Below are 22,372 nucleotides of genomic sequence, written 5' to 3' on the forward strand. Positions count from 1 at the left end.
ACGCGGTTTCTAAGATCTTTACTCGAATGTCTCGCGCACGTGTTCGATGGCGCGCTACAGTTCTGGGTAGTGACTCGAACAGAGGTTCGGCCTGGTTGGAGGGGGTGTGTTCGATGGCTCTGCTGGCACCGCCGCGTCCTCGGACACGCCGTAGCGCTTTCTTCCCAAATATAAGACGGCCGCTATATCCCGCAATAAAGTCCGAGAGCGTGGACCCTGTGCGCAATCCCTACGCCCCTGGAGCCGGCCAGCGTCCGCCGGAGCTCGCCGGCCGCGATCGCGAACTGCAGCAGTTCGAGGTTGTGCTGGAGCGGGTGGCCCGTGGCCGCCCCGAGCGCAGCATGGTCGTCACCGGCCTGCGCGGCGTCGGCAAGACCGTTCTGCTCAACACCTTCAAGTCCATGGCCATGCAGCGGCTGTGGGGCACCGGCAAGATCGAGGCTCGCCCCGAGCAGTCGATCCGCCGCCCGGTGGCCGCCGCGCTGCACATGGCCGTGCGTGAGCTCGCCCCCCGGCATCGGGCGCCGGAGCGCATCGAGGAGTTCCTCGGCGTGCTCAAGGCGTTCGCCATGCGCGACCCGTCCGCCGCCAAGGGCACGAGCCACTGGTCGCCCGGGATCGACGTGCCGGCCAGCCGTGGCCGCGCCGACTCCGGCGATCTCGAGATCGACCTGACCGAGCTCTTCGTCGACGCCGCGGGCGTGGCGACCGACCTGGGCGTCGGCATCGCCCTCTTCATCGACGAGATGCAGGACGTCCAGGCGGCCGACATCTCGGCGCTCTGCGCGGCCTGCCACGAGCTCTCCCAGACCGGCGGCCCGCTGATCGTGGTCGGCGCGGGCCTGCCGCATCTGCCGAGCGTCCTGTCGGCCAGCAAGAGCTACTCCGAGCGCCTGTTCCGTTATGCCCGGATCGACAAGCTCGACCGCGAGGCGGCCGATCTGGCGCTGATCCTGCCCGCCCGCGAGGAGGGCGTCGAGTTCACCCAGGAGGCGCTCGACGCGCTCTACGAGGCGGCCGACGGTTACCCCTACTTCGTCCAGGCGTACGGCAAGGTCGCGTGGGATCTCGCGCCGCGCAGCCCGATCACCGTCGACGACGTGAAGGTCTCCGCTCCCGAGGCCGAGGAGGAGCTCGCCGTGGGCTTCTTCGGCAGCCGCTACGAGCGGGCGACCCCGGCCGAGCGTGACTACATGCACGCCATGGCCACCCTCGGCGACGAGCCGGTGCCCACTTCCGACGTGGCCGACGCGCTGGGGCGCAAGCCGTCCAGTCTGTCGCCGGCCCGCGACAACCTGATCAAGAAGGGTCTCATCTACAGCGCAGAGCGGGGACTGATCGCCTTCACCGTGCCGCATTTCGGCAGGTTCCTGCGTGCGCAACCCATCTAGAGCACTCTCTACTGGGATCTAGAGGGGAAGCTAGATCCCAGTAGAGAGTTCAATCGAGCGTTCTCTATGGCTGTCTAGGCTCAGTGCTATACAGCTGTATATTCCGGCATGGACTCCCGGCTGACGACCGCCACGCGTACGGCAGGCCGCAGACCGCTCAGATACACCGCGAAGACCACGTGCCGTCCCGCGTGGTCGGTGAAGGCGAAGAACCGCCAGCACAGCTCCCGCCAGCTGTCCTCCGGCTCGGCCGACAGCAGCGTCGCCGCGTGCTCGCGCCACGGCACGCTCGCCTTCAGCCTGGTCAGCGCCACGCTGGCGGAGGCCGGCCGCTGCTCGCACGGCGCACGGTAGCGGAGCCGGTTGATCGCTTCCTCCAGCTCCGGCGAGAGTACGGCCAGCAGTACCACCCCAGCGAGCAGCGCCCACGTCGGCTCGCGGAAGGTCATCCAGCCGGGCCCCTGGCCCCAGACCGCCATGAGCGCCATGCCGGTCAGCAGGACCGTCCGCCCGATCGAGCGCAGCCCCACGGGGGCCGAGCTGACCTCGCCGAAGCAGCCGCAGCCGGCGTCCGGCCGCTTGCGCCGCAGTTCCAGCAGCACGTAGGCGGAGAGCGCGAAGAACGTCACCGTCATCCAGCGGAAGATCGGCGACGAGGTCAGCAGCAGCCCGGCGGCCAGCACCAGTTCCCCGGCCGCGCAGCCCAGCAGCGCCGCGGCGCGCAGCCGTACCGGCACGAGCATCGCCGGCCCCAGCCGGGCGAGCGCGCCCGGTTCCCCGCCGGCCCGGACGGTGGCGAGCTTGGCCACGGTCCCCAGCACCAGCAACACCACCAGAATCGGCACTTGCGACTCGAGCACCCTGTTCACCCCAATCCGACCCGCGCGTTGAAACAGCCGTTGACCAGTTCCCCGCCCAGCTCGACAAAGCTGGCGGGGGAGAGCTCCACGATGCGCCCGCGCGCCCCGGTGTCGCATTCCACGCACCGATCGCAAAAGCGCCCGGCCACACAGCCGCACGCGGTGATCGTCACGTTCGACACCCGGTCGGAGCAGACGTTGTGCACGTAGAGCAGCGACCCCAGCGCCAGGTACGGCAGGCCGACGCACGACACCTCGGCCTCGGCGCACCGCACGTCGGAACGCTCCACCATCGGGTAGGCCGCGGCCCGCTCGTCCTCGTCGAACCCGTCCGACCAGACCGCCGTGCCCGACACCCGCGACTGCACGCCGCCGTAGGCGGACGGAGGCTTGGGTACGGCACGCGCCGGGTAGCCGGGCTGCGAGGTCGCGGGGAGCAGGATCGTGCTGCCGCCCTCCTCGCGCACGCCGATGGCGTCGAAGAGGAAACCGGGTTCGAGCTGAGGATGGCGCACCCGCAGCCGCCCGGTGGCGCGGTAGGGAATCAGCACGGTGCGGCGGCCGCGGTGCGGGCCGCAGTCGAGCTCGACGGTCAGGTCGCGGCGGCCTTCGACGCTGAGGATCGTGCCGGTCGCCCGGGTGATGCCGGCCCAGATGCGATCGACCACGCGGCCGTCGTGCAGCGTGCGCATGAGCACGCACGTGCCCACCGGCAGGTCGGCCGGGGCGACGTCGGAGCCGTGCCACGCGGTGGCCCAGGGCGCGATCACCAACCGCTCCTCGGTGCCCTCGGGGGTTTCGATCAGGATCAGGTGGGGACTGACGTCAAGGATCTCGCCGGTGACCGCATGCAGAGGATCTCCACTGCCGGGATCGGGGCCCGGCACGCCCGCCTCACGGCCGAGGACGGCGGCCGCCAGCTCTCTACGCATGCGCCTAGCCTCACATGCCCGGCGTTTTCGCAACGGGCGCGAACCCCGAAGAGGAGCAAAATACGCATCCTCGGGTGGAAGTGCTGACAACCACCAGAGAACATTCCTGCCACCGAACTTGACGGACCTTTAGCGGCACCAGGGTCAACCGTGGACGCCGAGCTGGAAGTCTGGCCTCGATGGACGACGACTTCCGGGAGTACGTAAGGACCCGAGGTCCGGCGTTGCTACGTACCGCCCACCAGTTGACCGGGCATGCTTCCGATGCCGAGGATCTGCTGCAGAGCGCGCTCTTCAAGACCTACCAGGCCTGGGGGCGGGTGCAGGATCGCGACGGGTATGTCCGGCGGGCGATGGTGAACATCAACATCTCCCAGTGGCGGCGGCGCAAGCTGGAGGAGTTCCCCTCGGACGAGCTTCCGGAGCCGAGCCGGCCGCACGACTGGTCGACGGAGACCGACGAACGGCTCGATCAGGCCCTGGCGCTCCTGCCGGAACGGATGCGCGCGGCCGTCCTGCTGCGGTACTACGAGGATCTGACCGAACCCGAGGTCGCCAGCCGGCTGGGGATCAGCGTGGGCACGGTCAAGAGCACGGTCTCGCGGGCGATGGCCAAGCTCAGGGAGTCGTTGGGCAGCTCTCCTCGGCCCCCGCCGTCGCCTCGGGCCGGACCACGTCGCGGATCCTGCGCAGCAGCGTCAGGAAGCCGTCCAGCTCCTCCTCGCTCAGCAGGCCGGTGAAGCAGTTGTCGATGTCCACCAGGTGCTTGGGCACGACCAGTTCGAGCCGCTCGGAGCCCTTCTCGGTCAGGGTCGCGTACGACGCCCGCCGGTCGGTGGCGCAGGCGACGCGGCGCACCAGGCCGTCGCGTTCCAGGCGGTCGACGACCCGGGTGACCCCGCTCGTGGACAGTCCGGTCTGCGCGGCCAGATCGCTCATGCGCAACCCGTGGCCCGGCGAGCGGGCCAATCGGATCATCGCCTCGAAATCGATCTCGGACAGGCCGGCCGTACTCAAGACTGGTGCCAGCTTCGCGGACAGCCCCGCATGGACCTCGGTGAGCAGGCCCATGGCGGTCAGCCGCTGGTCGTCAAAGGGGATCACGCTCATACTGTATCCGACGTTAGTTGACACGGGGAATATTCCTCATGTAGACCTTTGTTGTCGCAACCGTCCGCAGAGCAAGCAACTACTTCAGGGAGAACCTCGAGATGAGCACCCGCACCTGGGAAGGCCTCCAGATCCCGGCCGCCGGCAAGTACAACCTCGACGTCGCGCACACCAGCCTCGGCTTCGTCGTCAAGCACATGATGGTCAGCAAGGTGCGCGGCAGCTTCGAGAAGTTCGCCGGCTCCGTCACCATCGCCGAGAACCCCCTCGACTCCAGCGCCGAGCTGACGATCTACACCGACAGCATCACCACCGGCGTCGCCGACCGTGACGGCCACCTGCGCAGCGACGACTTCCTCGCCGCGGACAAGTTCCCCGAGATCACCTTCCGCAGCACCCGCGTCGTGAGCCACTCCGGCGACGAGTTCACCCTCGCCGGCGACCTCACCATCCGCGACGTCACCCGCCCCGTCGAGCTCACCGTCGAGTACGGCGGCAGCGGCACCAACCCCTGGGGCCAGACCGTCTGGGGCTTCAGCATCAGCACCGAGCTCGACCGCGAGGAGTTCGGCCTGACCTGGAACCAGGCCCTGGAGACCGGCGGCGTGCTGGTCGGCAAGAAGGTCAAGATCGAGATCGAGGGCGAGGCCAACCCTGCCTGACGATAGTTGTCCACAGCTGTGGACGGGGTTGTCCACAGGCAGTGGACAACCCCTGGCGACGACGCGACCGACAACCGCTTTGCCGCCCAGCCTGAAGGCCGGTACTCTGTGCTGAGCCACTTGGCACCGGGAGGCTTCGCCTAGTCAGGTCTATGGCGCCGCACTGCTAATGCGGTTTGGGTTTACCGCCCATCCGGGGTTCAAATCCCCGAGCCTCCGCAGTTCAGAGGCCCCTTTCCGAAGATCGGAAGGGGGCCTTTGTGGTTTCCAGGGGAGATCGACTAGGCCCAGGTGAGTCCAGGCCGACGCCGTTCTCGCGGGTGAAGAGCCTTCCGCTGTTGACCCATTGCTCCCCGGCCGCCAGGCGCTCGCGCTTCTTCTGGACGATCCATAAGAAGGGCGCCTCGGCCAAGAAGATCGCCGTCGACGAGGCGCGCGTGGCCAAGGAACGCCGCGACCTGGCGACCGCGACCGAGAAACTGTCCGCCACCACGGTCGCCTACAAGAAGTCGAGCCTGACGCCCGCGGCCCGGCTCGGCGCCTCCCTCGCGCTCGGCGTCAAGAACACCGCGGCGTTCATCAAGAACACCGCGACGTTCATCAAGAACCTGGAGACCATCGCCGCCAAGGGCTTCCCGGAGCTGGCCCAGCAGCTGCTCGCGATGGGCGGCGCCGACGCCGAGAATACGCGGCCAGCGCCGCCAAGCTGACCACGACCAAGCTGAGGGGCCTCAACGCCCAGGTGCAGACCGCCGCCAAGCAGCAGCGCCTCGACCAGATGCCCGCGATCTTGGCCATCAGGGCGGCCAGGAAGAAGGGCGCGAACTCGCTGAAGGCCCTCGTGCAGGCGACCGGCCTGTCGGAGCAGGCGATCGGCGAGGCGTACGCCGTGATGGGCTACTCCCGCGGCGGCGTGGTCACCGGCCCCGGCACCTGCCGCCCGAGAACACCGCTCCGTCGAAGTCGACCGTGCCGTCCGAGAACTTCGCCCCTTTGAAGTTGACCAGGCCCCCAGAAAACGCCGCCCCTCGAAAGCGAATCCTGCCTCGTGAAAGGTCGGCTCCTGAGAAGTCGAGATCGTGGTTGATGACGATGCCTGTCAAGTCGAGATCCATGCCGCACCACGAGGCTGGGCCGCTATCTCTCAGGTGGTCGGCGATCAAGCGCAGGATTGTGGCCCGGACCTCGCTCATCGAGAGCCAGAGGGAATGCGCGGTGGCTTCCTCGTCTAGGTTCGGCTCGGGCGGCATGCGGAGGTAGGCGCAGAGGACGTCGATGCACATCTGCCGCTCGTCTTCCCAGTCGTCGGCGAGGGCCGAGAGAGCGTGGACGCCGGCGGGACTGTCGCTGCCGAGCATGCTGGCGGCCTTGTCGAAGCGGTCGACGAAGAGCTTGGACTGTTCGCGGTTCTCGCTCGCTTCTTAGACGCGTTGACTTCGGTAGGCGACGACGAGGGCGATGACGCCGCCCACTCCGGCGATCACGGCCAGCGCGATCTTGACGATCTCCAGGGCCTCGCTGATCGTGGCCTTGCCGGTCGAGGCCGGAAACCCGATCCACGCGAGGGCACCGTAGACGAGGGCGCCTGCCCCCGCGCCAGCGAGCAGGAGCGTGACGCTGATGGGCGCCAGGCGGATCGGCCGCGGCATGGGCGGCTTCTTGCGGCGCTGGGCGAGGAGACGCGGCGCGGCATGTCGCAAGGATCAAGCACGTGCTGGCGATCGGTGGGGTGAGTGGCCGAAACGTGACTGCGACGGCTGGGTCACGATCGGCACGGCACCCCCGTGGCCGTACCCGTTGCGGTAGACCCGCTGGACCCATCGCCTGGTGCGGCGTACGGTCGATGGGACGCCTGGGAAAAGCGTTGGCTGGAGCGCCCCTCACCTTCGGGTGAGGGGCGCTTCGGCATACACAGGGGTGCCGGCAAGGATCGTGTCTCACGGCCCAAGCGAGCGACCACGGCGTGAGGGCCCGCCACCGGCGTGGTGGCGGGCCCTCACGGCTCCGGGGCTACAGGGTGATCCGGTCGCGGGCGTCGTGGCCGGTCCGGCTTAGCTTTGTCCCCGCATGCACGCCTCAAAGGCCTCGCGCTGGTCCATGTGGTACACGAGAAGGTCCATGCAAGTTTCGACGTTGCCGCGCTCGGCCTGTTCGCACGCGTCCGGATGGATGACCTGGCCCTCGAAGCCCTTCTCTTGCAGGTAGGCGAGGCAGGCGCCGGCGTCGGCGTAGGCGGGGGTGGTGAGGCTGAGGGCGGCGGGGGGCAGGGCGAGCAGGGTCAGGGTCAGGGTGGCGAGACGTCGGCGGGTCGTGGATTTCATAGGGCATGCCTCCAGGGTGGTCGAGTGCGTGAGCGGCCAGTGGTGGTGATCATTCCCAGGCGAACACTGAGCGTAACTATCAATTACACAGCGCTACTGTCGTGGCCTGTCGGCAGACGTTTTTCCTCGCAAACACGCTCAATAGAGCAGCGCTCTGCGTGGCGAGGGCGCTGTGGCAGCTTTCGCCTTAGAGCTTGGCGATTCTGGGGATCACGACCTGTGGCGAGACCACTCGTTTGGGCCGGAGACACGATCTATGCCGGCACCCCTCCCTGCGCCGATGCCGCTCGCTTAGGGCGGGTGACACGATTCTTGCCAGCAGCCCTACGTGGCGCGGTGGATCGGGTAGCGCACCTCGAACCCGCCGGCGTCGCGCCCTTCGGCCGCGCCCGCCGTGGCAATGGTGGTGCGGATGACGCACAGCACCGGCACCCCGGGGGCCAACTGCAGCAGGCTCGTCTCCTCCGGTGTGGCCGCGCGGGCGGTGATGACGCCCTCCCAGTCGAGCCGGCCCCAGCCCAGGTCGGTCTCCATGCGGTCGTAGATGCCGCCGGGCCCGGTGTCGGCCTGGGCCAGCACGGTGCCGGCGGCGAGGTCGCCCGGGAGGTAGGACGTCGCGAGCTGGACGACTCGGCCGGTCTCGGGGTCGCCCATCACGCGGTCACGGATGACGACCGGGTCGCCGGCCGCGAGGCCTTCCTCGCCGGCGTCGCCCGCGTCGGCGACATCGTCGCCGTCCTGCCCAAACCGCGCAGCATCCACGAGGCCACCCTGCGCGAGGTCAGCCGCACGTGGCAGATCGACGCCCTCGGCCGGGCCGCCTTCGCCGATCCCGAGCACGTCCTGGCCTACGTCGAGTCGCGCGCCGCCGGCCGAGACCTCGTGCTCCTCGACGTCGGCGGCTACTTCGCGCCGGCGTTGGAGCACCTGGCCGCCCGCTTCTCCGGCCGCCTGCTCGGTGTGGTGGAGGACACCCAGAACGGCCACCAGCGCTGCCAGCGGCTCGACAAGCCGCCGGTGCCCGTCTACTCCGTCGCCCGCTCCCCGCTGAAGGACCCCGAGGACTACCTGGTCGGCCAGTCCGTGGTCTTCTCCACCGAGGCCCTCGTCCGGTCGCGCGACGACATCCTCAACGGCCGCCCGGCCTGCGTCATCGGCTACGGCAAGCTCGGCCGCTCGATCGCCGCCATGCTGCACTCCCGCCACGTCGGCGTCACCGTCTTCGACATCGACCTCGTCCGCCGCGTCCAGGCGCTGTCCCAGGGCTACCGCACCGCCCCCGCCCTGGCCGACGCGCTCGCCGGCGCCGGCCTCGTGGTGTGCGCGACCGGCAACATGGCCCTGCGCGAGGAGGACTTCGGCCGCGTCGCCAACGGTGCCTACATCGCCAGCGTCACCAGCAGCGATGACGAGCTGGAGCTGTCCGCCCTCCACGATCTCTCTACACCCGCGCCTCTGTCGAGCCGCACGTCACCCGCTACTCGCGCACCGGCCACTACTTCTACGTCCTGGCCGACGGCAAAGCGGTCAACTTCCTGCACGGCGCGAGCGTCGGCTCCTACATCCTGCTCGTCCAGGCCGAGATCCTCGCCGCGACCGCCGGAGCTTATGAGCACAAGCGGTCTACGCTTCGGTCTACCCCGGTCTAGGTAGACAGGTGCACCTGTCGTGATCTACTGCGGGGCCTGACCGGGTACCCCCATAGCGTCAGCGTGTGCGAGAGCGGGAGATAGAGCGCGAGAGCGAGACGCCGGTCTACCGGCAGATCGCCGATGCGATTCGCGCCGACATCGCAGAGGGGCGATATCAGCCGCGGCGACCCTTGCCGAGCGAGAAGGATCTGGTGCAGGAGTTCGGCGTCGCGCGGGACACCATTCGGCGCGCGATCGTTCATCTGACCGAGTTGGGGATAGTGCGTACGGTCGCTGGCCGGGGAACCTGTGTCCAGGCTCGGCGGCCAGTGGTGGTGTCGGTGGAGCCAGGTGTGCGCATCGTCTCCCGGCCGGCCTCCGCCGCCGAGCGCGCCACCATGATGTTGGCCGAGGGGGAGTGGGTCCTCGTGGTCGAGAGAGCCGGCGCCGATCCCGATGTGCTGCCGGCGTCCTCGTCGGAGATCCGGGTCGACGGATGAGCCGGGATCCTGTGGTGATGGCGGCCGACCGGTTGGCCGAGCGCATCGGTTCTGACGCCACCGTAGCGATCGTTCAAGGATTCACCGAGTCGTACGGCCGGGCATGCGAGCGGAAGACGGCCGGGGAGGAACTGGCGAACGCCGACGGCCGGGTGGCGCTGCCCATTCCCATGCCTGAGGGCGTGACCCTGGATAGGGAGTCGCTTGCTCTCCTCCAGGAGCTCGTGCAAGAGATGATCGCCGTCGCTGAGCGGGCCTACCTGTCGGGCAACAACTGAGGTGAGTCCACGGTGAGACCAACACGGGCTAATAGCGCCCGCGCTGGCTTTCACCATTCAACGTGCTGTGGCTGGTCAGCCTGCACCCGCTCATCTGGTCTCACATGGCCAAACACCGACACATGATCATGACAGTGGACTGCTAATGCGGTTTGGGTTTACCGCCCATCCGGGGTTCAAATCCCCGAGCCTCCGCAGGACAGAGGCCCTCTCCTTCATCGAAGGGGAGGGCCTTTTGATGTCTGAGAAGTGGCGTGGTTGCAGACCCAGTTGCCATGGCCCCGGCTGCAGAAGCGGTGGGCGAACCCGCTGCCGAAAACCAGCCAGGTCGTGAAAGTCAGTGCCCCTGGCGTAGTGGTAGAGGGAGTTGGCTTCCCTTCCGGGAGGGGGCTAACGGGCCTGCTATCCGGAGCTGCCGGTTGCCTCGGCAAGCGCTTCGGTCGCCCGCCGAAGGAGCCGCGGCCGCCCGGCCGGTAAGGCCACCCGGCGGCCAGGTTCGGGCACCCTACGCTGGAGGGTCTATTGCTCTTCGATCTCGATCACCTTGGCCTTGAGCGTGCTTCCGGATGATGGCGTGCTCGCGAACTCCTCTTCCTGGCGGGTGACGTCAGTGCCCTGAACTGTGAAGGTATTGATGATCGGGTCGTCAGCTCCGGTCACCTTGTAGGTCACCTGGTAGGCGACGTCCGGGTCCAACTCGGGACCGTCGTAGCCGACCTTGATCGAGTAGGTGACGTTGCAGCCGGCGCTCCCGAAGCACTGCTTCTTGAGGGTTTTCACCCGCAACTCGAACTGGGTGGGCTCCGGGGCCTGGGCCGGAGTGTCTGGCTGGCTCGTACCGGACGCTGCCGCGCGCGAGGGCGCGACCGGCCCCGTGGCGTCAGGTCGGGTGATGGTTGTCGTGGAGGGGGCAGTGCAGCCAGCCATGAAGGCGACGGCGAGCATGAGGGTGGGGATCTGCAGGGGGCGCATGCTGGCTCCTTGATGTGTTCTGAGTACGGAGCGTGAGCCACGACGCCTGCGGGCCGCTTACGTGCACCTTTCCGAGCGGACAAGCCGGGCAATTGGGGTGACCTGCGGGGAAAGGCCGGGCTGGGCGAGACTGACGAGAATCGTGGAAGGCGGATTGCACTGCTACCTGGTTCGGTGCCGCGAGGGACACTGTTCGCAGAGCTTTCTTGTTTCTGAACGCCGTGGCTGAGAGCGTCCGCGCCGGTCGTCTCGCGCTCGCTAATCCTCGGGCCGGAGGCCGCGTCGTACGGTTCGCAGCCTGCTCGGCCGGAATGTGGCACGGTCACGGTTCATGAGGCGTCCGATCTGATGATTTTGGTCAGCGGCAGCACTACGGGGTCCCGCTTCTGCGAACAGTGGGGCGGCCGGTGGAAGCTTTGGCCGCATCACGGGCCGACGGAACCCTCACGCCTCCACGCACCGACCGGTTCTGGGCACTGGGCCTCGCCGGTCCGATGTCGTGTCCAAGGCCCCGGCCTCCGAAGTAAGGCTCACCTCGGAGCCTGGAGCGTTGGACGTCGTGGAGCGGTTCGCTTCGCCGGCGGATGACTGCCGTGTTTACGCCGATCTCGCCCGAGTGTGATTCGCCTAGGCTAGTCGCAGCGGGTCGCTTGTCCGGTGTTGGAAGCCTCGAGCCTCCGCAGAGCAGAGGCCCTCTCCTTCGTCCGAAGGAGAGGGCCTTCTTGCCGTCCGGAACCGGGTGGAGTCAGCCGATCTGGTGGTTGGTCCAGCGCTGGGACGGGGTTGAGGTGTTGCAGGGGGCGAGGACGAGTGGGGTGCCGCCGCTGGTTCCGCCGCCGCTGGACTGGATGCACTGGTTGGTGCCCACGCCGGCCTTGATCTGGTAGGTGACGCCGGTGATCAAGGGGAAGGTCCACTTCTGGGAGGGGGCGCCGGTGCACGGGAGTTGGACGATGGCCGTGCCGGAGGTGCCGGAGCCGCCCAGCGTGGACAGGCACTTGCGGCTGTGGACGGAGGAGATGGTGAACGCGCCGCCGGCGTCGGCGATGCGCCAGCGCTGGTTGCGGACGCTGTTCTGCGGCCACTGCACGATGGGGGCGTTGTCGGCGCCGGAGAAGGAGTAGAGGTCGAGGGCCTGGTTGGGGCCGGTGGAGTCGACGACGTCGTTGGTGAAGACGGAGGCGGTGCCGGCCTCGATGGTGCCGGCGGTGGTGCCGCCGACGGGGTCGGTCAGCACGATGAGGTTCGGGGACCAGGCGGTGGTCCGGGTGACGCCGCCCTGGGTGACGTGCTCGCGGAAGGTGTAGTAGGCACTGCTGTTGGCCGGCAGGCCGGTGACGCGGATGGACTGCTCCCAGGTGGGGACGGTCGCGATGGTGACGCCGTCACGGGCGAGCTCGACCTGGTGGGTGATGCCGCTGCCGTACGTCTTGGTGCTGGGGGTGTAGGTGAAGACGATCTCGGTGCCTTCGACGTCCACGGCCTGGAGCACCTGCGGGGTGAGGGGCGGGATGGTCGTCATCGTGGGTACGGCGGAGCCGTGCTCGATGTACTTGCTGTCCTTGGCGGCGTTCCAGCGGGTGTTGAGGTAGGTGCCCACGGGGACGACGCCGAAGTAGTCGTCCTTGCCGCAGTCCATGAGGCGGACGGCGAGCGGGTCGGGGCAGACGACGGTGGAACCGCCCTGGCAGACGGCCTCGTTGGTGTCGCTGCAGTGGCCGACGGCGACGTAGTTGGGGGCGTTCGGCATGACGCCGCCGAGGGCGTGGGCGAGTTCGTGGGTCATCTCGTGACCGGTGGCGCAGTGCGGGGCGAGGCTGACCCACGAGGGGTACAGGTTGTGGCGGTTGGTGACGCCGGCGGAGTCGTCGTCGGCGATGTTGTCGTGGGTCACTGCTCCGCCGCAGTTGGTGGCGCTCTCGAAGTAACCGATGTAGATGCGGTCGGAGGCGGTGTAGCCGAGCGCCTTCAGGGCTCCGACGCCGTCGTTGGAGGTGCCGTTCGGGATCACGCGCACGTCGATGTCGAGGTCGCAGCCGGTGGAGCCGGTGGTGGCGTAGCGGATCCAGCGCTCGGCGCCGTCGCGGCGGGCGCTGTCGTTGACGTTCTGCTGGGTGACCCAGGCGGCGGCGCGGATCAGGGGTTCGGCCTCGTCGTAGCGGTAGTTGTCCGCCTCGTAGGCGTAGACGAACTTGACGCGGTGGCCGCTGGAGCCGTCGCCCACGCAGGTGACCTGCGGGACGATCGGCACCGTCGAGGTGGCGGTGGCGGGCACAGCAGACGTGAGGCCGAGCAGGACGAGTGCCGGTAAGACGAGGGTGAGCGTGCGGGCCCAGACCCCTCCGCGGCTACGGGTGATGAATGGCATCGGACAATGACCTCCCCGTTGCTTCCGGAATTCCGCGCATGCCGAATACGGCTCGGGAGAATGGGATTCGGCTGGCGGTCGGCCGGAACTGGCTTGTCGGTCCCCACCCTAAGCAGAAAAGTATGTTCCGTGGAATGTATCGAATGTCACAGTAAAGAAAACTTACTGAAGGGAATTGGAGAACATATTCCAGGGTGGATGTCAACTCATTTTCTGGCGCAGAGGGTTTGTTCGGGGTGGCCGATAAGTGGTTCTGCTGCCGGGTTTAATTGGCTGGTCGGACGTCTTCGCAGGTGACCGGGGGATAGCAGGGTGATATAGGGAAATGGGTGCTACTTGAACGGCCGTTTCCGGTGCAGGGTGGGGGCGCTGTATGGCTGAGAGGAACCACGAATGCACAGCGTGTTCAAATCCCTTGCTCTCGCGCTGTTACCCGTCCTGGCGATGGTCCCTCCGCCCATGCCGCCCGCCCTCTCGGGGCCCCAGGAGAGCTTCACCCTCGTCAAGACCGTCGAGGGCGCGCACGGCCTGCAGTACCTCAGCTACGAACGCGAGTACGCCGGGCTCCCGGTGTACGGCGGCGACGTGGTGGTCAACACCGACGGCGCCACCGTCCTCGACGTGGTCACCGGCCAGCGCGGCACCATCACCGTCGGCACCGACCCCACCCTGTCCGCCGCCGACGCGCTCACCAGGGCCAAGACGCAGGTGGCCAGCGTCGAGGAGGTCGCCGAGCCGGTCCTCGCGGTGCACGCCGCCACCCTCACCCCACGCCTGGCCTGGGACGTCACCGTCACCGGTCGCACCAAGGACGGCAAGCCGACCGCCTTACGGGTCTTCGTCGACGCCGAGGACGGGAGCATTCTCGACGTCATCCAGAACGTCAGAAACCTCCAGGTCGAGGCCGAAGGCGAACACAACGGCCGCGTCCTCATCGACGTGACCGGCACCCCCGAGGACTACACCCTCGTCGACCCCACCCGTCCCGGCGTCGCCTGCGGCGGCCAGGACGGCCGGCCGTACCGCTTCCTCCCCGAGCAGCCGCCCGCCCTCGTCCGCGCCTGCGTCGACGTCATGTACGGCCAGCAGCGCCAATGGGACATGTTGCGCACCTGGCTCGGCCGCCACGGCATCGACGGCCAAGGCCGCGGCTTCCCGGGACGGGTCGGCTTCGTCGCGCCCGGCGCCTGGTGGGCCACCGAGTACGCGCTGTTCGGCGCCAACACCGACGGCACCTTCCAGATGACCTCGATGGACGTCGTCGCCCACGAGTACGGCCACGCCATCTTCCAGACCACCCCCGGCGGCCCCGGCAGCGGCGAGGAGACCGCCGCGCTCAACGAGTCCACGGGCGACATCTTCGGCGCCCTCACCGAGCACTACGCCGGCAACCCGGTCGACCCGCCCGACTACGAGGTCGGGGAGAAGGTGGACTTCGAGGGCAAGGGGCCGCTGCGCTACATGTACGACCCGTCCAAGGCCGGCGACCCCAACTGCTACACCGGTGAGCACCCGGAGCCGCACGCCGGGGCCGGGGTGCAGAACCACTGGTTCTACCTGCTGGCCGAGGGCACCAACCCGCCCGGCAAGCCGGCCAGCCCGGTCTGCCAGGGGCGGCCGAGCTTGAACGGCATCGGCATCCAGAACGCCGGCAAGATCTACATGGCCGCGCTCAACATGAAGACGCTGCCGTGGACGCACCAAAAGGCCAGGGCGGCGACGATCCAGGCGGCCCGCGCCCTGTTCCCGGAGAACTGCTCCATGATCTCGGCGGTGCAGGACGCGTGGAACGCGGTGAGCGTCCCGGCGGCGGCGGGCGAGCCGGCCTGCTTCGACCTGTGGCTCGAACCCGCCTCGCGCAGCGTCGAGCAGGGCGCGGTCGCGGTCGCCCGGGTCGACACCTCCACCACCTCGACCCCGGCCCCGGCTGTGCTCCTGTCGGCGGGGGCGTTGCCGCCGGGCGTGAGCGCGGCGCTCTCGCCTTCGACCGTGCAGGGCGGGCAGTCGGCGACGCTGACGTTGGCCACGTCTGCCGCGACTCCGGCGGGGACGCACGTCATCGAGGTACGGGCCGTCTCGGGGGCGATCACCCGGACCAGGACCTTCAGCCTCACCGTGACCGTGCCGCAGGGGCCGTCCGCCTGGGTGCCGTGGAAGCGGTACTCGGTGGGCGACCAGGTCACCTATCGGAGCACCGTGTACACCTGCCGCATCGCGCACACCTCGCAGCCGGACTGGGTGCCGCCTGCCGTACCGGCTCTGTGGAGACGATGACCTTTCAGGGGTTACGACTCGCCGGATACGCGGGCCGTGCCCAGGGTCGCTGCGGTGATCACTCGTGCGGCGGTCGAGGTGGATGAGCTGGAGGTCAGCTCGGAGAGCGTCGCACGGTTGAGGGCGTGGACGGTGAACTCGTAGGTGTTGACCCTGCGGGGTGAGCAGGGGCCCTGGTAGCCGTACAGGCTGGCGCTGCCTCGGTAATACACCTGCCGTGCCCCCGCGGGGACGGATGGGCGGTAGGTGTGGTCGACGTTCTGCGGCAGGGACGTGACGCCGGCGGGAATGTCGTAGATGACCCAGTGGATGAGCTGGGAATTGTCGAGGTCGCGCATGATGACGGCGTAACTGCGGGCGCCGGTGGGGGCGCCTGACCAGGACAATGGAACGGATTCGTTCTTTTGGCGGGGGTCGTTGGTGCCGCTGCTAGTGCATTCGTGCACCTTCGGTATTAACCCGCCGGGGGCGAAGGCGCTGCTGGTCACGGTGAATGCTGCGGACGGGTTTGCGGCTGATCCGGCGAGAAGTGCGGTCAGCACGAAGTGCTTGACGGCCATCAGGCCTCCTGAACGGTTTTCGTCTGCTCGTTTCTGCTGGAGGTCCTCTAATGGCACCGTACGAAGCGGTCCTTTTGTCGGCTACCGTTCACTTCTCCATAACATCGGCTTATCCCTGTTGATGGTGGCGGGGGATTGCCAGAGGTGGGAGTGGAAGTCCATCACCATGCCGTGGAGGTCGGTGCCCGCGCTGGGGCGGGCCTCGGCCATCAGGCGGTGCTTGGTGGTGAGGAACGGGGGCTTCAGTCTGCCGCCGGGGTTCCCCGGCACAGGGGTCAGGAGGGCTTCTTGCCCATGGTCATGGCCAGGGCGACGCCGAAGCAGACGGCCAGCGAGATGCCCAGGGCCAGGTTGCCGAGGGCCAGGCCGACGGCGATGCCGATGGCGAGTCCGGCGGGGAGGCCGACGGTCCAGTTGGGGGTGGTGTCGTTGTTCGTCATGGTTAGATCATCGGCCCCAACACAGGGGCCGAGGTAGACGCCGCTGTCACGGGGTGCGGATGACAGAAGTCATGTCAGGGGGCGGTGCTGTTCACCAGGCCGGCGGCGTGGAGCGCTTCCTCGGGGGTGGCGTACACGGTGAGCCGCGGCAGGACGCCGGTGATCTCCAGGACCCGGGCGGCACGCGGGTGGAGGTCGGCGAGGAGCAGGGGGCAGCCGCTACGCCGCGCGAGCTCGTGCAGGCGGAGCAGGAGCTGCAGACCGGAGCTGTCCATGAAGGTCATGCCGCCGAGATCGAGGACGAGCGGCCGGGTCAAGTCGGGGTGGACCTCGGCGCGGTAGGCCTCGAGGAGCTGAGCGTTGGTGGAGTCGAGCTCACCGGTCACCGTGATCATGGTGCCGCCGGTGAACTGCGAGCAGCTCAGGAGCAACGGGGTCATCGGGCGTCCGCCACCTCGCCCCGAGCTCGTGGGAAAGACACTGGACACGCACCCCCGGACGATCCGCTGACTACCGAAGGACAATACCTGAAATATAGTTCAACCAATGGCTGCTGCATAAGGCTACGCCCCCGCAGACATGAGAGTGTGAGTCGCCGTGCGCCGAGATGACCCGGAAACACCGACGTGGACGTTCCTCACGCACCATGCCCGGGTGCTTCTGGAGATCGCGCGAGATCCGGAGGTCCGGCTGCGTGACATCGCCGCGAGCATCGGGGTGACCGAGCGGACCGTGCAGGGGATCGTCAACGACCTGCACGAGGCCGGTTATCTGACGCGGGAGCGGGTGGGGCGCCGCAATCGGTACGGGCTCAACCCGGACCTGAGTTTCCGCTATCCGACGGAGGCGGGGACGCCGGTGCGGCATCTGATCGAGATCTTCGCCGACCGGCACCTGGCCGGTGAACGCTGACCGTCAGCCGCGGAGCCGGGGGTGGCCGGGGCAGAGGAGCTGGGCGGCGGGCTCCTGCTTGATGTCCGGGGTGAGCTGGGTGCAGACGCTGTAGAGCCAGTCGATGTCTCCCCGAAAGGTGGTCGGGCTGGCTCGCATGGCCTTGACTTCGGTACGGCTCAGCGAGGCCACGCGGTGTACGTCGTCGCACTCTTTGGGCTTCGCCGCCCAGGCGGCGCGGAAGTCCGGGCGGCCGTCGGTGACCCGTACGGTGACCCGCCGGGGCGAGCACTCCACGACGACGGTGTACGAGGCCGGTGGTGAGAGGTCGTCGAGCGTGTAGGCGTCCTTGCGCACGACGGTGCTCCAGAAGCCGCGGAAGGGATGGTCCGGGCACAACCGCAGCGCGGCGGCGAGGGTGTCGGGCGCGGGCGGTCGCCGCTCGCCGGTGACGGTCTCGAACTCCTCCATCGGGTCGGTGTCCGCGCAGCGGGCGTAGAGCTCGCCCAGCGTCTTCAGGTGGTTTCCCTGCCAGGGCCGGCCGCCGGTGTAGGCGTGGAGCTCGAAGGGGGAGATCGGCACGCCGAGGTGGCTGAAGGTGTCGGGGTCGCAGCCCGACACTCCGTCCTTCCACGGTTCGGTGAAGTCGGGGCGGCCGGCGTCGTCGAGGGTGAACTTGAAGCGGCCGTCGCAGTACAGAGAGATCGTCTCAGCGGCGGTGAGGGTTGTGGTCATCGCGGTGGGGGTGGCGATGGCCCGGGGAGGCACGCCGGTGCAGCCGGACAGGATCGCGACCACGGCGATCGCCGCCAGGACCACCCGCAGAACACGTGGCACGAGATCTCGCCTCCGGTGGCTGATCTTATGGTGAGATGCGCGTATGTGGCGGGTCTCGATTGCCTTCTTGATGGTTTTCCTGTTCTGTGCGGGATTCACGGCGGTGGCGGTCGCGACCGAGACGGTCCATCTCTCCGTACGGGAGCAGATGCCGCTGCAGTACGGCGCGGCCGACGCGGTGGTCAGAGACCTCGGCAGGGTGGGCGCGGAGCCGAGGATGCGGCCCTTCCTCACCGCCGCTCAGGTCACCGCGCTGCTGCCTGAGGGCAGCCGGGTGATGTGGCTGGACAGCCGGACATGGGACGGCGAGATGGTGATCGACATGCGAGATCGGCTGACCCGCGGCATGTTCACCCTGGTGAGCGGCCGGTTTCCGGAGAAGGAGGGGGAGGCGGTCGTCCAGGAGGGCGTCGGGCCGGACGTGCTGGACCGGGTCAGGGAGCACTGGACGATCGTGGGCACAATGGCCGCGGTCGAGCGGTCCTGGTATCCGCGTGTGGTGATGCTCGGTTGGTTGCCCGAGCAGCCGGGCGAGGTGCACTGGCTGGTGGAGGCGGGACCCGCCGGGATCGGGCCGGACGTGGTGCGACGGCTCGAACAGGCCGGACTGGACGTGCGGACCCGGGCGGCGCTCCTGGCCGACGACGAGGGGGCCGGGGGGCATGCGCTGCCTGCGCCGGGTTTTCTGGGTGGCGCGATCGTGTTGCTCCTCGTCCTGCTGCTCCTTCGGCCCCGTGGAGCCGTCTGGTGGCCGGTGGTCGCCGTGTCGCTGGGGGTGGGAGCGGGGAGTGCGGTGGCCGCGTGGGGGCCGGTCGGATGGCTGGCGGGGTCGGACGAGACGCCGGGGGCGTTCGACGTGCCGGTGCCGCAGGTCGTGACGGTTGCCGTGGTGGCCTTACTGACCGCGCTCCCAGGCCTGTTGCTCACCCGTCGGCCACCCGCGGAGTGACACCCCGGCCGTACGCGTCCGCCCGGCGTGCAGAAGGTGGCGTCAGGTTCCTTGCCACGACAAGGCGTTACGGGGTGAGGGCCTGTTCGAACACCGCGGTCAGGCGGTCCACCTCGGCGGTGCTGGGGACGTGTGGGCCGACCATGCGGCGGACCGTCCCGATGCCGAGGAAGATCGCGGTGACCAGCCGGGCGCGCTCCATCGCGTGAGCCCCGCCGAGGTGCCGCGCCAGCGGCTCCATGATCGCGTTCCGTAGCCGCTCGCGGATGATCGCCTGCACCTCGGGGTGCCCGGCCGAGCGTTCGAGTGAGCGCAGGATCGGGCTCTCGGGCTCCAGGTGCATCCGGGTGGCCGCGTACTCCGCCACCCGGCGGGACAGCGTGGCGGGGTCGCCGCCGAAGACCCGGCGGATGCCCGGTTCGCCCATGACGACCTCGCCGAACAGTTCGGCCTTGGAGCCGAAGTAGCGGGCCACGAGGGCGACGTTGGCGTCCGCGGCGGTGGCGATCATCCGGACGGTGACCTGCTCGTAGCCGTGCTCGGCGAAGAGCGTGCGGGCGGCGTCGAGCAGGCGCTGCCGCGTCGCCTCGCGGTCACGTGTCTTCACCGGCCCATTCTATCTGGATGTAAACGGGCGTATACTTAGCTGCTCTAACCATTTATCCGAGGATGAGGGGCTTAGTGGAGACCCGGACCGAGCAGCAGTCAGACCAGCAGCCCGAACAGCAGCACTACACCCACCGGCAGATCCTGGAGATCCTCTCCGGGCTCATGATCGCCATGCTGACGTCGATGATCTCGATGTCCGTGGTGGGCACCGCGCTGCCGACCATCGTCGGTGAGCTCGGCGGCCAGGATCAGTACTCGTGGGTGGCGACCGCCAGCATGCTCACGATGACGGTCTCCACCCCGCTCTGGGGCAAGCTGTCCGACCTGTACGGCCGCAAGCTGCTCTTCCAGATCTCCATGGCGATCTTCGTGCTCTCCTCGATCGCCGCCGGGCTGTCGCAGGACATGGGCCAGCTCATCGCGGCGCGTGCCGTACAGGGGCTGGGTGTCGGCGGGCTCGGCGCGCTCGCGCAGGTCATCCTGGCCGACATCGTGCCCCCGCGCGAGCGGGGCCGCTACTCGGGGTACATGGGCGCGGTCTTCGGCATCTCGACCGTCGCCGGGCCGCTGATCGGCGGCTTCATCGTGGACACCGACTGGCTCGGCTGGCGCTGGTGCTTCTACGTCTGCGTGCCGTTCGCGCTGGTCTCCTTCGTGGTGATCCAGAAGGTGCTGCGCATCCCGCGGATCCGCCGGGACGCCAGCATCGACATCTGGGGCGCCTTCACCATCACGGCCAGCGCCAGCGCGCTGATGCTGCTGCTGTCCTTCGGCGGGCACGAGTTCGAGTGGAACTCGCCCTGGACCTACATCCTCGGCGCGGTGACCGTGGTCATGCTGCTGCTCGCCGTCCTGGCCGAGCGGCGGGCCAAGGAGCCGATCCTGCCGCCGCGGCTGTTCGGGAACCGGACCTTCGTGCTCACCAGCCTCGCCTCGCTCTTCGTCGGCGTCGCGCTCTTCGGGGCGATGATCTTCCTGCCGCAGTACCTGCAGATCGTCAAGGGCATGAGCCCCACGGCCTCCGGTCTGATGACGCTGCCCATGGTCATCGCGATGTTCCTGTCCGGCGTCATCTCCGGGAAGGTCGTCACCTCGACCGGGCGGTGGAAGCTCTTCCCGGTCGTCGGCCTGGTGCTGGTCGCCGTGGCGCTCTATCTGCTGTCGCGGCTGCAGGTCGACTCGTCGCCCTGGCTGATCGGGCTCGACGTCGGCATCCTCGGTGTCGGACTCGGCCTGACCATGCAGATGCTCATCCTCGCCGCCCAGAACGGCTCCGAGCTGCGCGACCTGGCGGCCACCACCTCGGGCGTCTCCTTCTTCCGTTCGCTCGGCGGCGCGGTCGGCGTGGCCGCCTTCGGTGCGATCCTCACCAACCGGCTGAAGGACGAGCTGCTGTCACGGCTGCCCGCCGGGGCCGGTGGCGGGGCGGCCAATCTGCAGCTCGGCAGCCCCGAGGCCATCCAGCGGCTGCCGGAGCCGATCCGCGGCGTGATCCTGGAGTCCTTCACCCGGGCGCTGGAGACCGTCTTCCTGGTCGGCGTCCCGATCGCCGTGCTCGGCTTCCTGGCCGTCCTCTTCCTGAAGGAGTTGCCCCTGAGAGGGCGCTGACCCTGACAGGCGGCGGTCGCGGGGTTACCGTGGAGATGTCGACTCGGAGTGCGCCAGTCGATTGGAGAAGGCCATGCCCAACGACCCGGACCACGTCCTCGACGCCATCGACGGCGCCGTAGAGGACTGGGAGACAGTGAGCGCGGACGCCATGCGGTGGGCTCCTCCCGAGGAGAAACCGGCGCCGCCGTCACCCGCCGGCGACCTGCTGAAGGACCTCGGTGAGATCTTCGCCCCGCTCACGGCCGTCTTCAGGACGCTGGGCGCCACGGTCCTGGAGGCGCCGCCGGTGCGGCGGTTCATCGAGCTGGTGGAGGAGCCGCTGTCCGCCGAGCCCGCCCTTGAGGTGGACGAGGAGCAGACCAGTTGCCACTGCCTGTGCTTCCGGCACGCCGACCGCCCGGGCATCTGCACCGGCCAGGTCGACGGCAGGCTGGCCGGCGTGCAGATGTGCGAACCCTGCCTGGACGCGGCCGCCGAGCCGGCCACCCGCCTCGCGCATAAGGAGTAGCGGCCCTCAGGGGGCTCTCAGGGTCGTCTAGGGGACGGCACCGGATGTCCGGGCGGGCCTGACGCGGGACCCTCGGGGTATGCCGGTCTTCGTGTCCTTCGCCAAGAGATGCTTCCCGCTGGCCGCCATCGGCGGCGCCGCGGTGGCGGCGCTCGCGCAGCTCGCCTCCGCCCCCGATCTCGGGTGGATGGACGAGTACTCGGCGGCGAGCTGGGTGCTGGCCGTGCTGGGCGTGGGTTCTTTCGCCCTGGTCGGCGGGCTGAAGCAGGCCGGGGCGCCGATCCAGGGCGCGCCGGAGCGGCTGCTGCTCGGCTGGAGCGGCGCGCTGGTGCTGGCCGCGGTGAGCCCGGTGACCGAGCTGGCGCTGGCGGCCGAGGCGGCGGCCTTCGTGAGCCTGCTGGTGGCCGCGGTGCTGATGGTCCCCAGGCTGGCCGCCGACGAGACCTGGCGCGCGGTGGCGAGGCCGGTGGAGTGGCTGGCGCTGGCGGCCGGATTCGGCCTGCTGGCCCTGACCTACGTGGCCCTTCCGGGTGAGCAGGTGCTGATCGGGCTGGTGGAGCGACTGCTGCTCGGAGCCGAGGTGGCCTTGGTCGCGGTGCTCGCCGGGTGGCTGGTGAGGCTGACGCGACCCCTGTCGGTTTCTTGACATCTGGCGTTCGACAGTCAAT

At 68.7% G+C, this 22,372-nt stretch carries 26 protein-coding genes, 1 tRNA gene and 1 pseudogene; 14 read left to right on the forward strand and 14 right to left on the reverse strand.

Going from position 1 to position 22,372, the window contains the following annotated elements:
• Positions 1–209 precede the first annotated feature (209 nt).
• Positions 210–1,391, forward strand: coding sequence for an ATP-binding protein (locus AB0I67_RS07425; RefSeq protein ID WP_357919134.1), 1,182 nt, complete (start codon positions 210–212; stop codon positions 1,389–1,391).
• A gap of 86 nt (positions 1,392–1,477) precedes the next feature.
• Here AB0I67_RS07425 and AB0I67_RS07430 read toward each other — a convergent pair whose 3' ends face one another.
• Positions 1,478–2,251 carry a MauE/DoxX family redox-associated membrane protein gene (locus AB0I67_RS07430; RefSeq protein WP_357919137.1) on the reverse strand — a complete coding sequence of 258 codons (774 nt, stop codon included), beginning with the start codon at positions 2,249–2,251 and terminating at the stop codon, positions 1,478–1,480.
• A gap of 5 nt (positions 2,252–2,256) precedes the next feature.
• Positions 2,257–3,183, reverse strand: a complete 927-nt coding sequence (locus tag AB0I67_RS07435) for a hypothetical protein (RefSeq protein ID WP_357919140.1) — start codon at positions 3,181–3,183, stop codon at positions 2,257–2,259.
• Between the two features lie 179 nt (positions 3,184–3,362).
• Between AB0I67_RS07435 and AB0I67_RS07440 the strand changes: the two genes are divergently transcribed.
• The gene (locus AB0I67_RS07440) at positions 3,363–3,923 is read left to right on the forward strand and encodes a SigE family RNA polymerase sigma factor (protein ID WP_357919142.1); all 561 of its coding nucleotides are present in this window, start codon (positions 3,363–3,365) and stop codon (positions 3,921–3,923) included.
• 67 nt (positions 3,924–3,990) lie between these two features.
• Here AB0I67_RS07440 and AB0I67_RS07445 read toward each other — a convergent pair.
• Positions 3,991–4,293, reverse strand: a pseudogene (locus AB0I67_RS07445) (MarR family transcriptional regulator); the annotation flags it as partial.
• 101 nt (positions 4,294–4,394) lie between these two features.
• Here AB0I67_RS07445 and AB0I67_RS07450 point away from each other — a divergent pair.
• The 3 genes from AB0I67_RS07450 to AB0I67_RS07460 all read left to right on the forward strand — a co-directional run bounded on the left by AB0I67_RS07450 (position 4,395) and on the right by AB0I67_RS07460 (position 5,665).
• The gene (locus AB0I67_RS07450) at positions 4,395–4,955 is read left to right on the forward strand and encodes a YceI family protein (protein WP_357919145.1); all 561 of its coding nucleotides are present in this window, start codon (positions 4,395–4,397) and stop codon (positions 4,953–4,955) included.
• A 129-nt stretch (positions 4,956–5,084) separates the two neighbouring features.
• Positions 5,085–5,174 (forward strand) — tRNA-Ser (locus AB0I67_RS07455).
• Positions 5,175–5,275: 101 nt separating this feature from the next.
• Entirely contained in the window at positions 5,276–5,665 is a 390-nt protein-coding gene (locus tag AB0I67_RS07460) for a hypothetical protein (protein ID WP_357919148.1), read from the forward strand.
• Between the two features lie 207 nt (positions 5,666–5,872).
• Here AB0I67_RS07460 and AB0I67_RS07465 read toward each other — a convergent pair whose 3' ends face one another.
• From AB0I67_RS07465 to AB0I67_RS07480, 4 genes are all read right to left on the reverse strand, one after another.
• The gene (locus AB0I67_RS07465; protein WP_357919151.1) at positions 5,873–6,313 is read right to left on the reverse strand and encodes a pentapeptide repeat-containing protein; all 441 of its coding nucleotides are present in this window, start codon (positions 6,311–6,313) and stop codon (positions 5,873–5,875) included.
• A gap of 63 nt (positions 6,314–6,376) precedes the next feature.
• Positions 6,377–6,604 carry a hypothetical protein gene (locus AB0I67_RS07470; protein WP_357919154.1) on the reverse strand — a complete coding sequence of 76 codons (228 nt, stop codon included), beginning with the start codon at positions 6,602–6,604 and terminating at the stop codon, positions 6,377–6,379.
• Between the two features lie 402 nt (positions 6,605–7,006).
• Entirely contained in the window at positions 7,007–7,276 is a 270-nt protein-coding gene (locus AB0I67_RS07475; RefSeq protein WP_357919157.1) for a hypothetical protein, read from the reverse strand.
• A gap of 324 nt (positions 7,277–7,600) precedes the next feature.
• Positions 7,601–8,203, reverse strand: a complete 603-nt coding sequence (locus AB0I67_RS07480; RefSeq protein ID WP_357919160.1) for a UTRA domain-containing protein — start codon at positions 8,201–8,203, stop codon at positions 7,601–7,603.
• On the opposite strand from AB0I67_RS07480, the gene AB0I67_RS07485 reads away from it, so the two are divergent.
• The 3 genes from AB0I67_RS07485 to AB0I67_RS07495 all read left to right on the forward strand — a co-directional run bounded on the left by AB0I67_RS07485 (position 8,159) and on the right by AB0I67_RS07495 (position 9,685).
• Positions 8,159–8,929, forward strand: a complete 771-nt coding sequence (locus AB0I67_RS07485; protein WP_357919163.1) for a hypothetical protein — start codon at positions 8,159–8,161, stop codon at positions 8,927–8,929. The two genes, AB0I67_RS07480 and AB0I67_RS07485, sit on opposite strands and share 45 nt — an antisense overlap.
• A 61-nt stretch (positions 8,930–8,990) precedes the next feature.
• Entirely contained in the window at positions 8,991–9,407 is a 417-nt protein-coding gene (locus tag AB0I67_RS07490; RefSeq protein WP_357919166.1) for a GntR family transcriptional regulator, read from the forward strand.
• Between the two features lie 17 nt (positions 9,408–9,424).
• Positions 9,425–9,685: a hypothetical protein gene (locus AB0I67_RS07495; RefSeq protein ID WP_357919169.1), complete on the forward strand. Its 261-nt coding sequence runs from the start codon at positions 9,425–9,427 to the stop codon at positions 9,683–9,685.
• A gap of 519 nt (positions 9,686–10,204) precedes the next feature.
• Here the strand turns inward: AB0I67_RS07495 and AB0I67_RS07500 are convergent.
• A complete protein-coding gene (locus tag AB0I67_RS07500; RefSeq protein ID WP_357919172.1) occupies positions 10,205–10,657 on the reverse strand; it encodes a hypothetical protein in 453 nt (150 codons plus the stop codon).
• 745 nt (positions 10,658–11,402) lie between these two features.
• The gene (locus AB0I67_RS07505) at positions 11,403–13,025 is read right to left on the reverse strand and encodes an RICIN domain-containing protein (protein ID WP_357919174.1); all 1,623 of its coding nucleotides are present in this window, start codon (positions 13,023–13,025) and stop codon (positions 11,403–11,405) included.
• Positions 13,026–13,418: 393 nt separating this feature from the next.
• On the opposite strand from AB0I67_RS07505, the gene AB0I67_RS07510 reads away from it, so the two are divergent.
• Positions 13,419–15,299, forward strand: a complete 1,881-nt coding sequence (locus AB0I67_RS07510) for a M4 family metallopeptidase (protein ID WP_357919177.1) — start codon at positions 13,419–13,421, stop codon at positions 15,297–15,299.
• An 11-nt stretch (positions 15,300–15,310) separates the two neighbouring features.
• Here the strand turns inward: AB0I67_RS07510 and AB0I67_RS07515 are convergent, their stop codons facing one another.
• From AB0I67_RS07515 to AB0I67_RS07525, 3 genes are all read right to left on the reverse strand, one after another.
• Positions 15,311–15,859 (reverse strand): YbhB/YbcL family Raf kinase inhibitor-like protein, encoded by a 549-nt coding sequence (locus AB0I67_RS07515; protein WP_357919180.1) that lies wholly within the window; start codon positions 15,857–15,859, stop codon positions 15,311–15,313.
• A 275-nt stretch (positions 15,860–16,134) separates the two neighbouring features.
• Positions 16,135–16,299 (reverse strand): hypothetical protein, encoded by a 165-nt coding sequence (locus tag AB0I67_RS07520; protein ID WP_357919183.1) that lies wholly within the window; start codon positions 16,297–16,299, stop codon positions 16,135–16,137.
• A gap of 74 nt (positions 16,300–16,373) precedes the next feature.
• Complete coding sequence (locus tag AB0I67_RS07525) at positions 16,374–16,739, reverse strand: STAS domain-containing protein (RefSeq protein ID WP_357919186.1); 366 nt, start codon at positions 16,737–16,739, stop codon at positions 16,374–16,376.
• A gap of 214 nt (positions 16,740–16,953) precedes the next feature.
• Here AB0I67_RS07525 and AB0I67_RS07530 point away from each other — a divergent pair, with 214 nt between their 5' ends.
• On the forward strand, positions 16,954–17,211 hold the full coding sequence (locus tag AB0I67_RS07530) for a helix-turn-helix domain-containing protein (RefSeq protein WP_357919189.1): 258 nt from the start codon (positions 16,954–16,956) through the stop codon (positions 17,209–17,211).
• Between the two features lie 3 nt (positions 17,212–17,214).
• Here AB0I67_RS07530 and AB0I67_RS07535 read toward each other — a convergent pair whose 3' ends face one another.
• Positions 17,215–18,027 (reverse strand): hypothetical protein, encoded by an 813-nt coding sequence (locus AB0I67_RS07535; RefSeq protein ID WP_357919191.1) that lies wholly within the window; start codon positions 18,025–18,027, stop codon positions 17,215–17,217.
• A gap of 103 nt (positions 18,028–18,130) precedes the next feature.
• On the opposite strand from AB0I67_RS07535, the gene AB0I67_RS07540 reads away from it, so the two are divergent.
• Complete coding sequence (locus tag AB0I67_RS07540; RefSeq protein ID WP_357919194.1) at positions 18,131–18,976, forward strand: hypothetical protein; 846 nt, start codon at positions 18,131–18,133, stop codon at positions 18,974–18,976.
• Positions 18,977–19,043: 67 nt separating this feature from the next.
• On the opposite strand, the gene AB0I67_RS07545 is transcribed toward AB0I67_RS07540, so the two are convergent.
• A complete protein-coding gene (locus AB0I67_RS07545; RefSeq protein WP_357919196.1) occupies positions 19,044–19,583 on the reverse strand; it encodes a TetR family transcriptional regulator in 540 nt (179 codons plus the stop codon).
• Between the two features lie 62 nt (positions 19,584–19,645).
• On the opposite strand from AB0I67_RS07545, the gene AB0I67_RS07550 reads away from it, so the two are divergent.
• The 3 genes from AB0I67_RS07550 (at position 19,646) to AB0I67_RS07560 (ending at position 22,350) form a co-directional block, all read left to right on the forward strand.
• Positions 19,646–21,193 (forward strand): MDR family MFS transporter, encoded by a 1,548-nt coding sequence (locus AB0I67_RS07550; protein ID WP_357919199.1) that lies wholly within the window; start codon positions 19,646–19,648, stop codon positions 21,191–21,193.
• Between the two features lie 73 nt (positions 21,194–21,266).
• Positions 21,267–21,704, forward strand: coding sequence for a hypothetical protein (locus AB0I67_RS07555; protein ID WP_357919201.1), 438 nt, complete (start codon positions 21,267–21,269; stop codon positions 21,702–21,704).
• A gap of 79 nt (positions 21,705–21,783) precedes the next feature.
• Positions 21,784–22,350, forward strand: coding sequence for a DUF998 domain-containing protein (locus AB0I67_RS07560; protein ID WP_357919203.1), 567 nt, complete (start codon positions 21,784–21,786; stop codon positions 22,348–22,350).
• The last annotated feature ends 22 nt before the right edge of the window (positions 22,351–22,372 follow it).

Source organism: Nonomuraea sp. NPDC050310, assembly GCF_040655795.1.
Taxonomy (GTDB): Bacteria; Actinomycetota; Actinomycetes; order Streptosporangiales; family Streptosporangiaceae; genus Nonomuraea.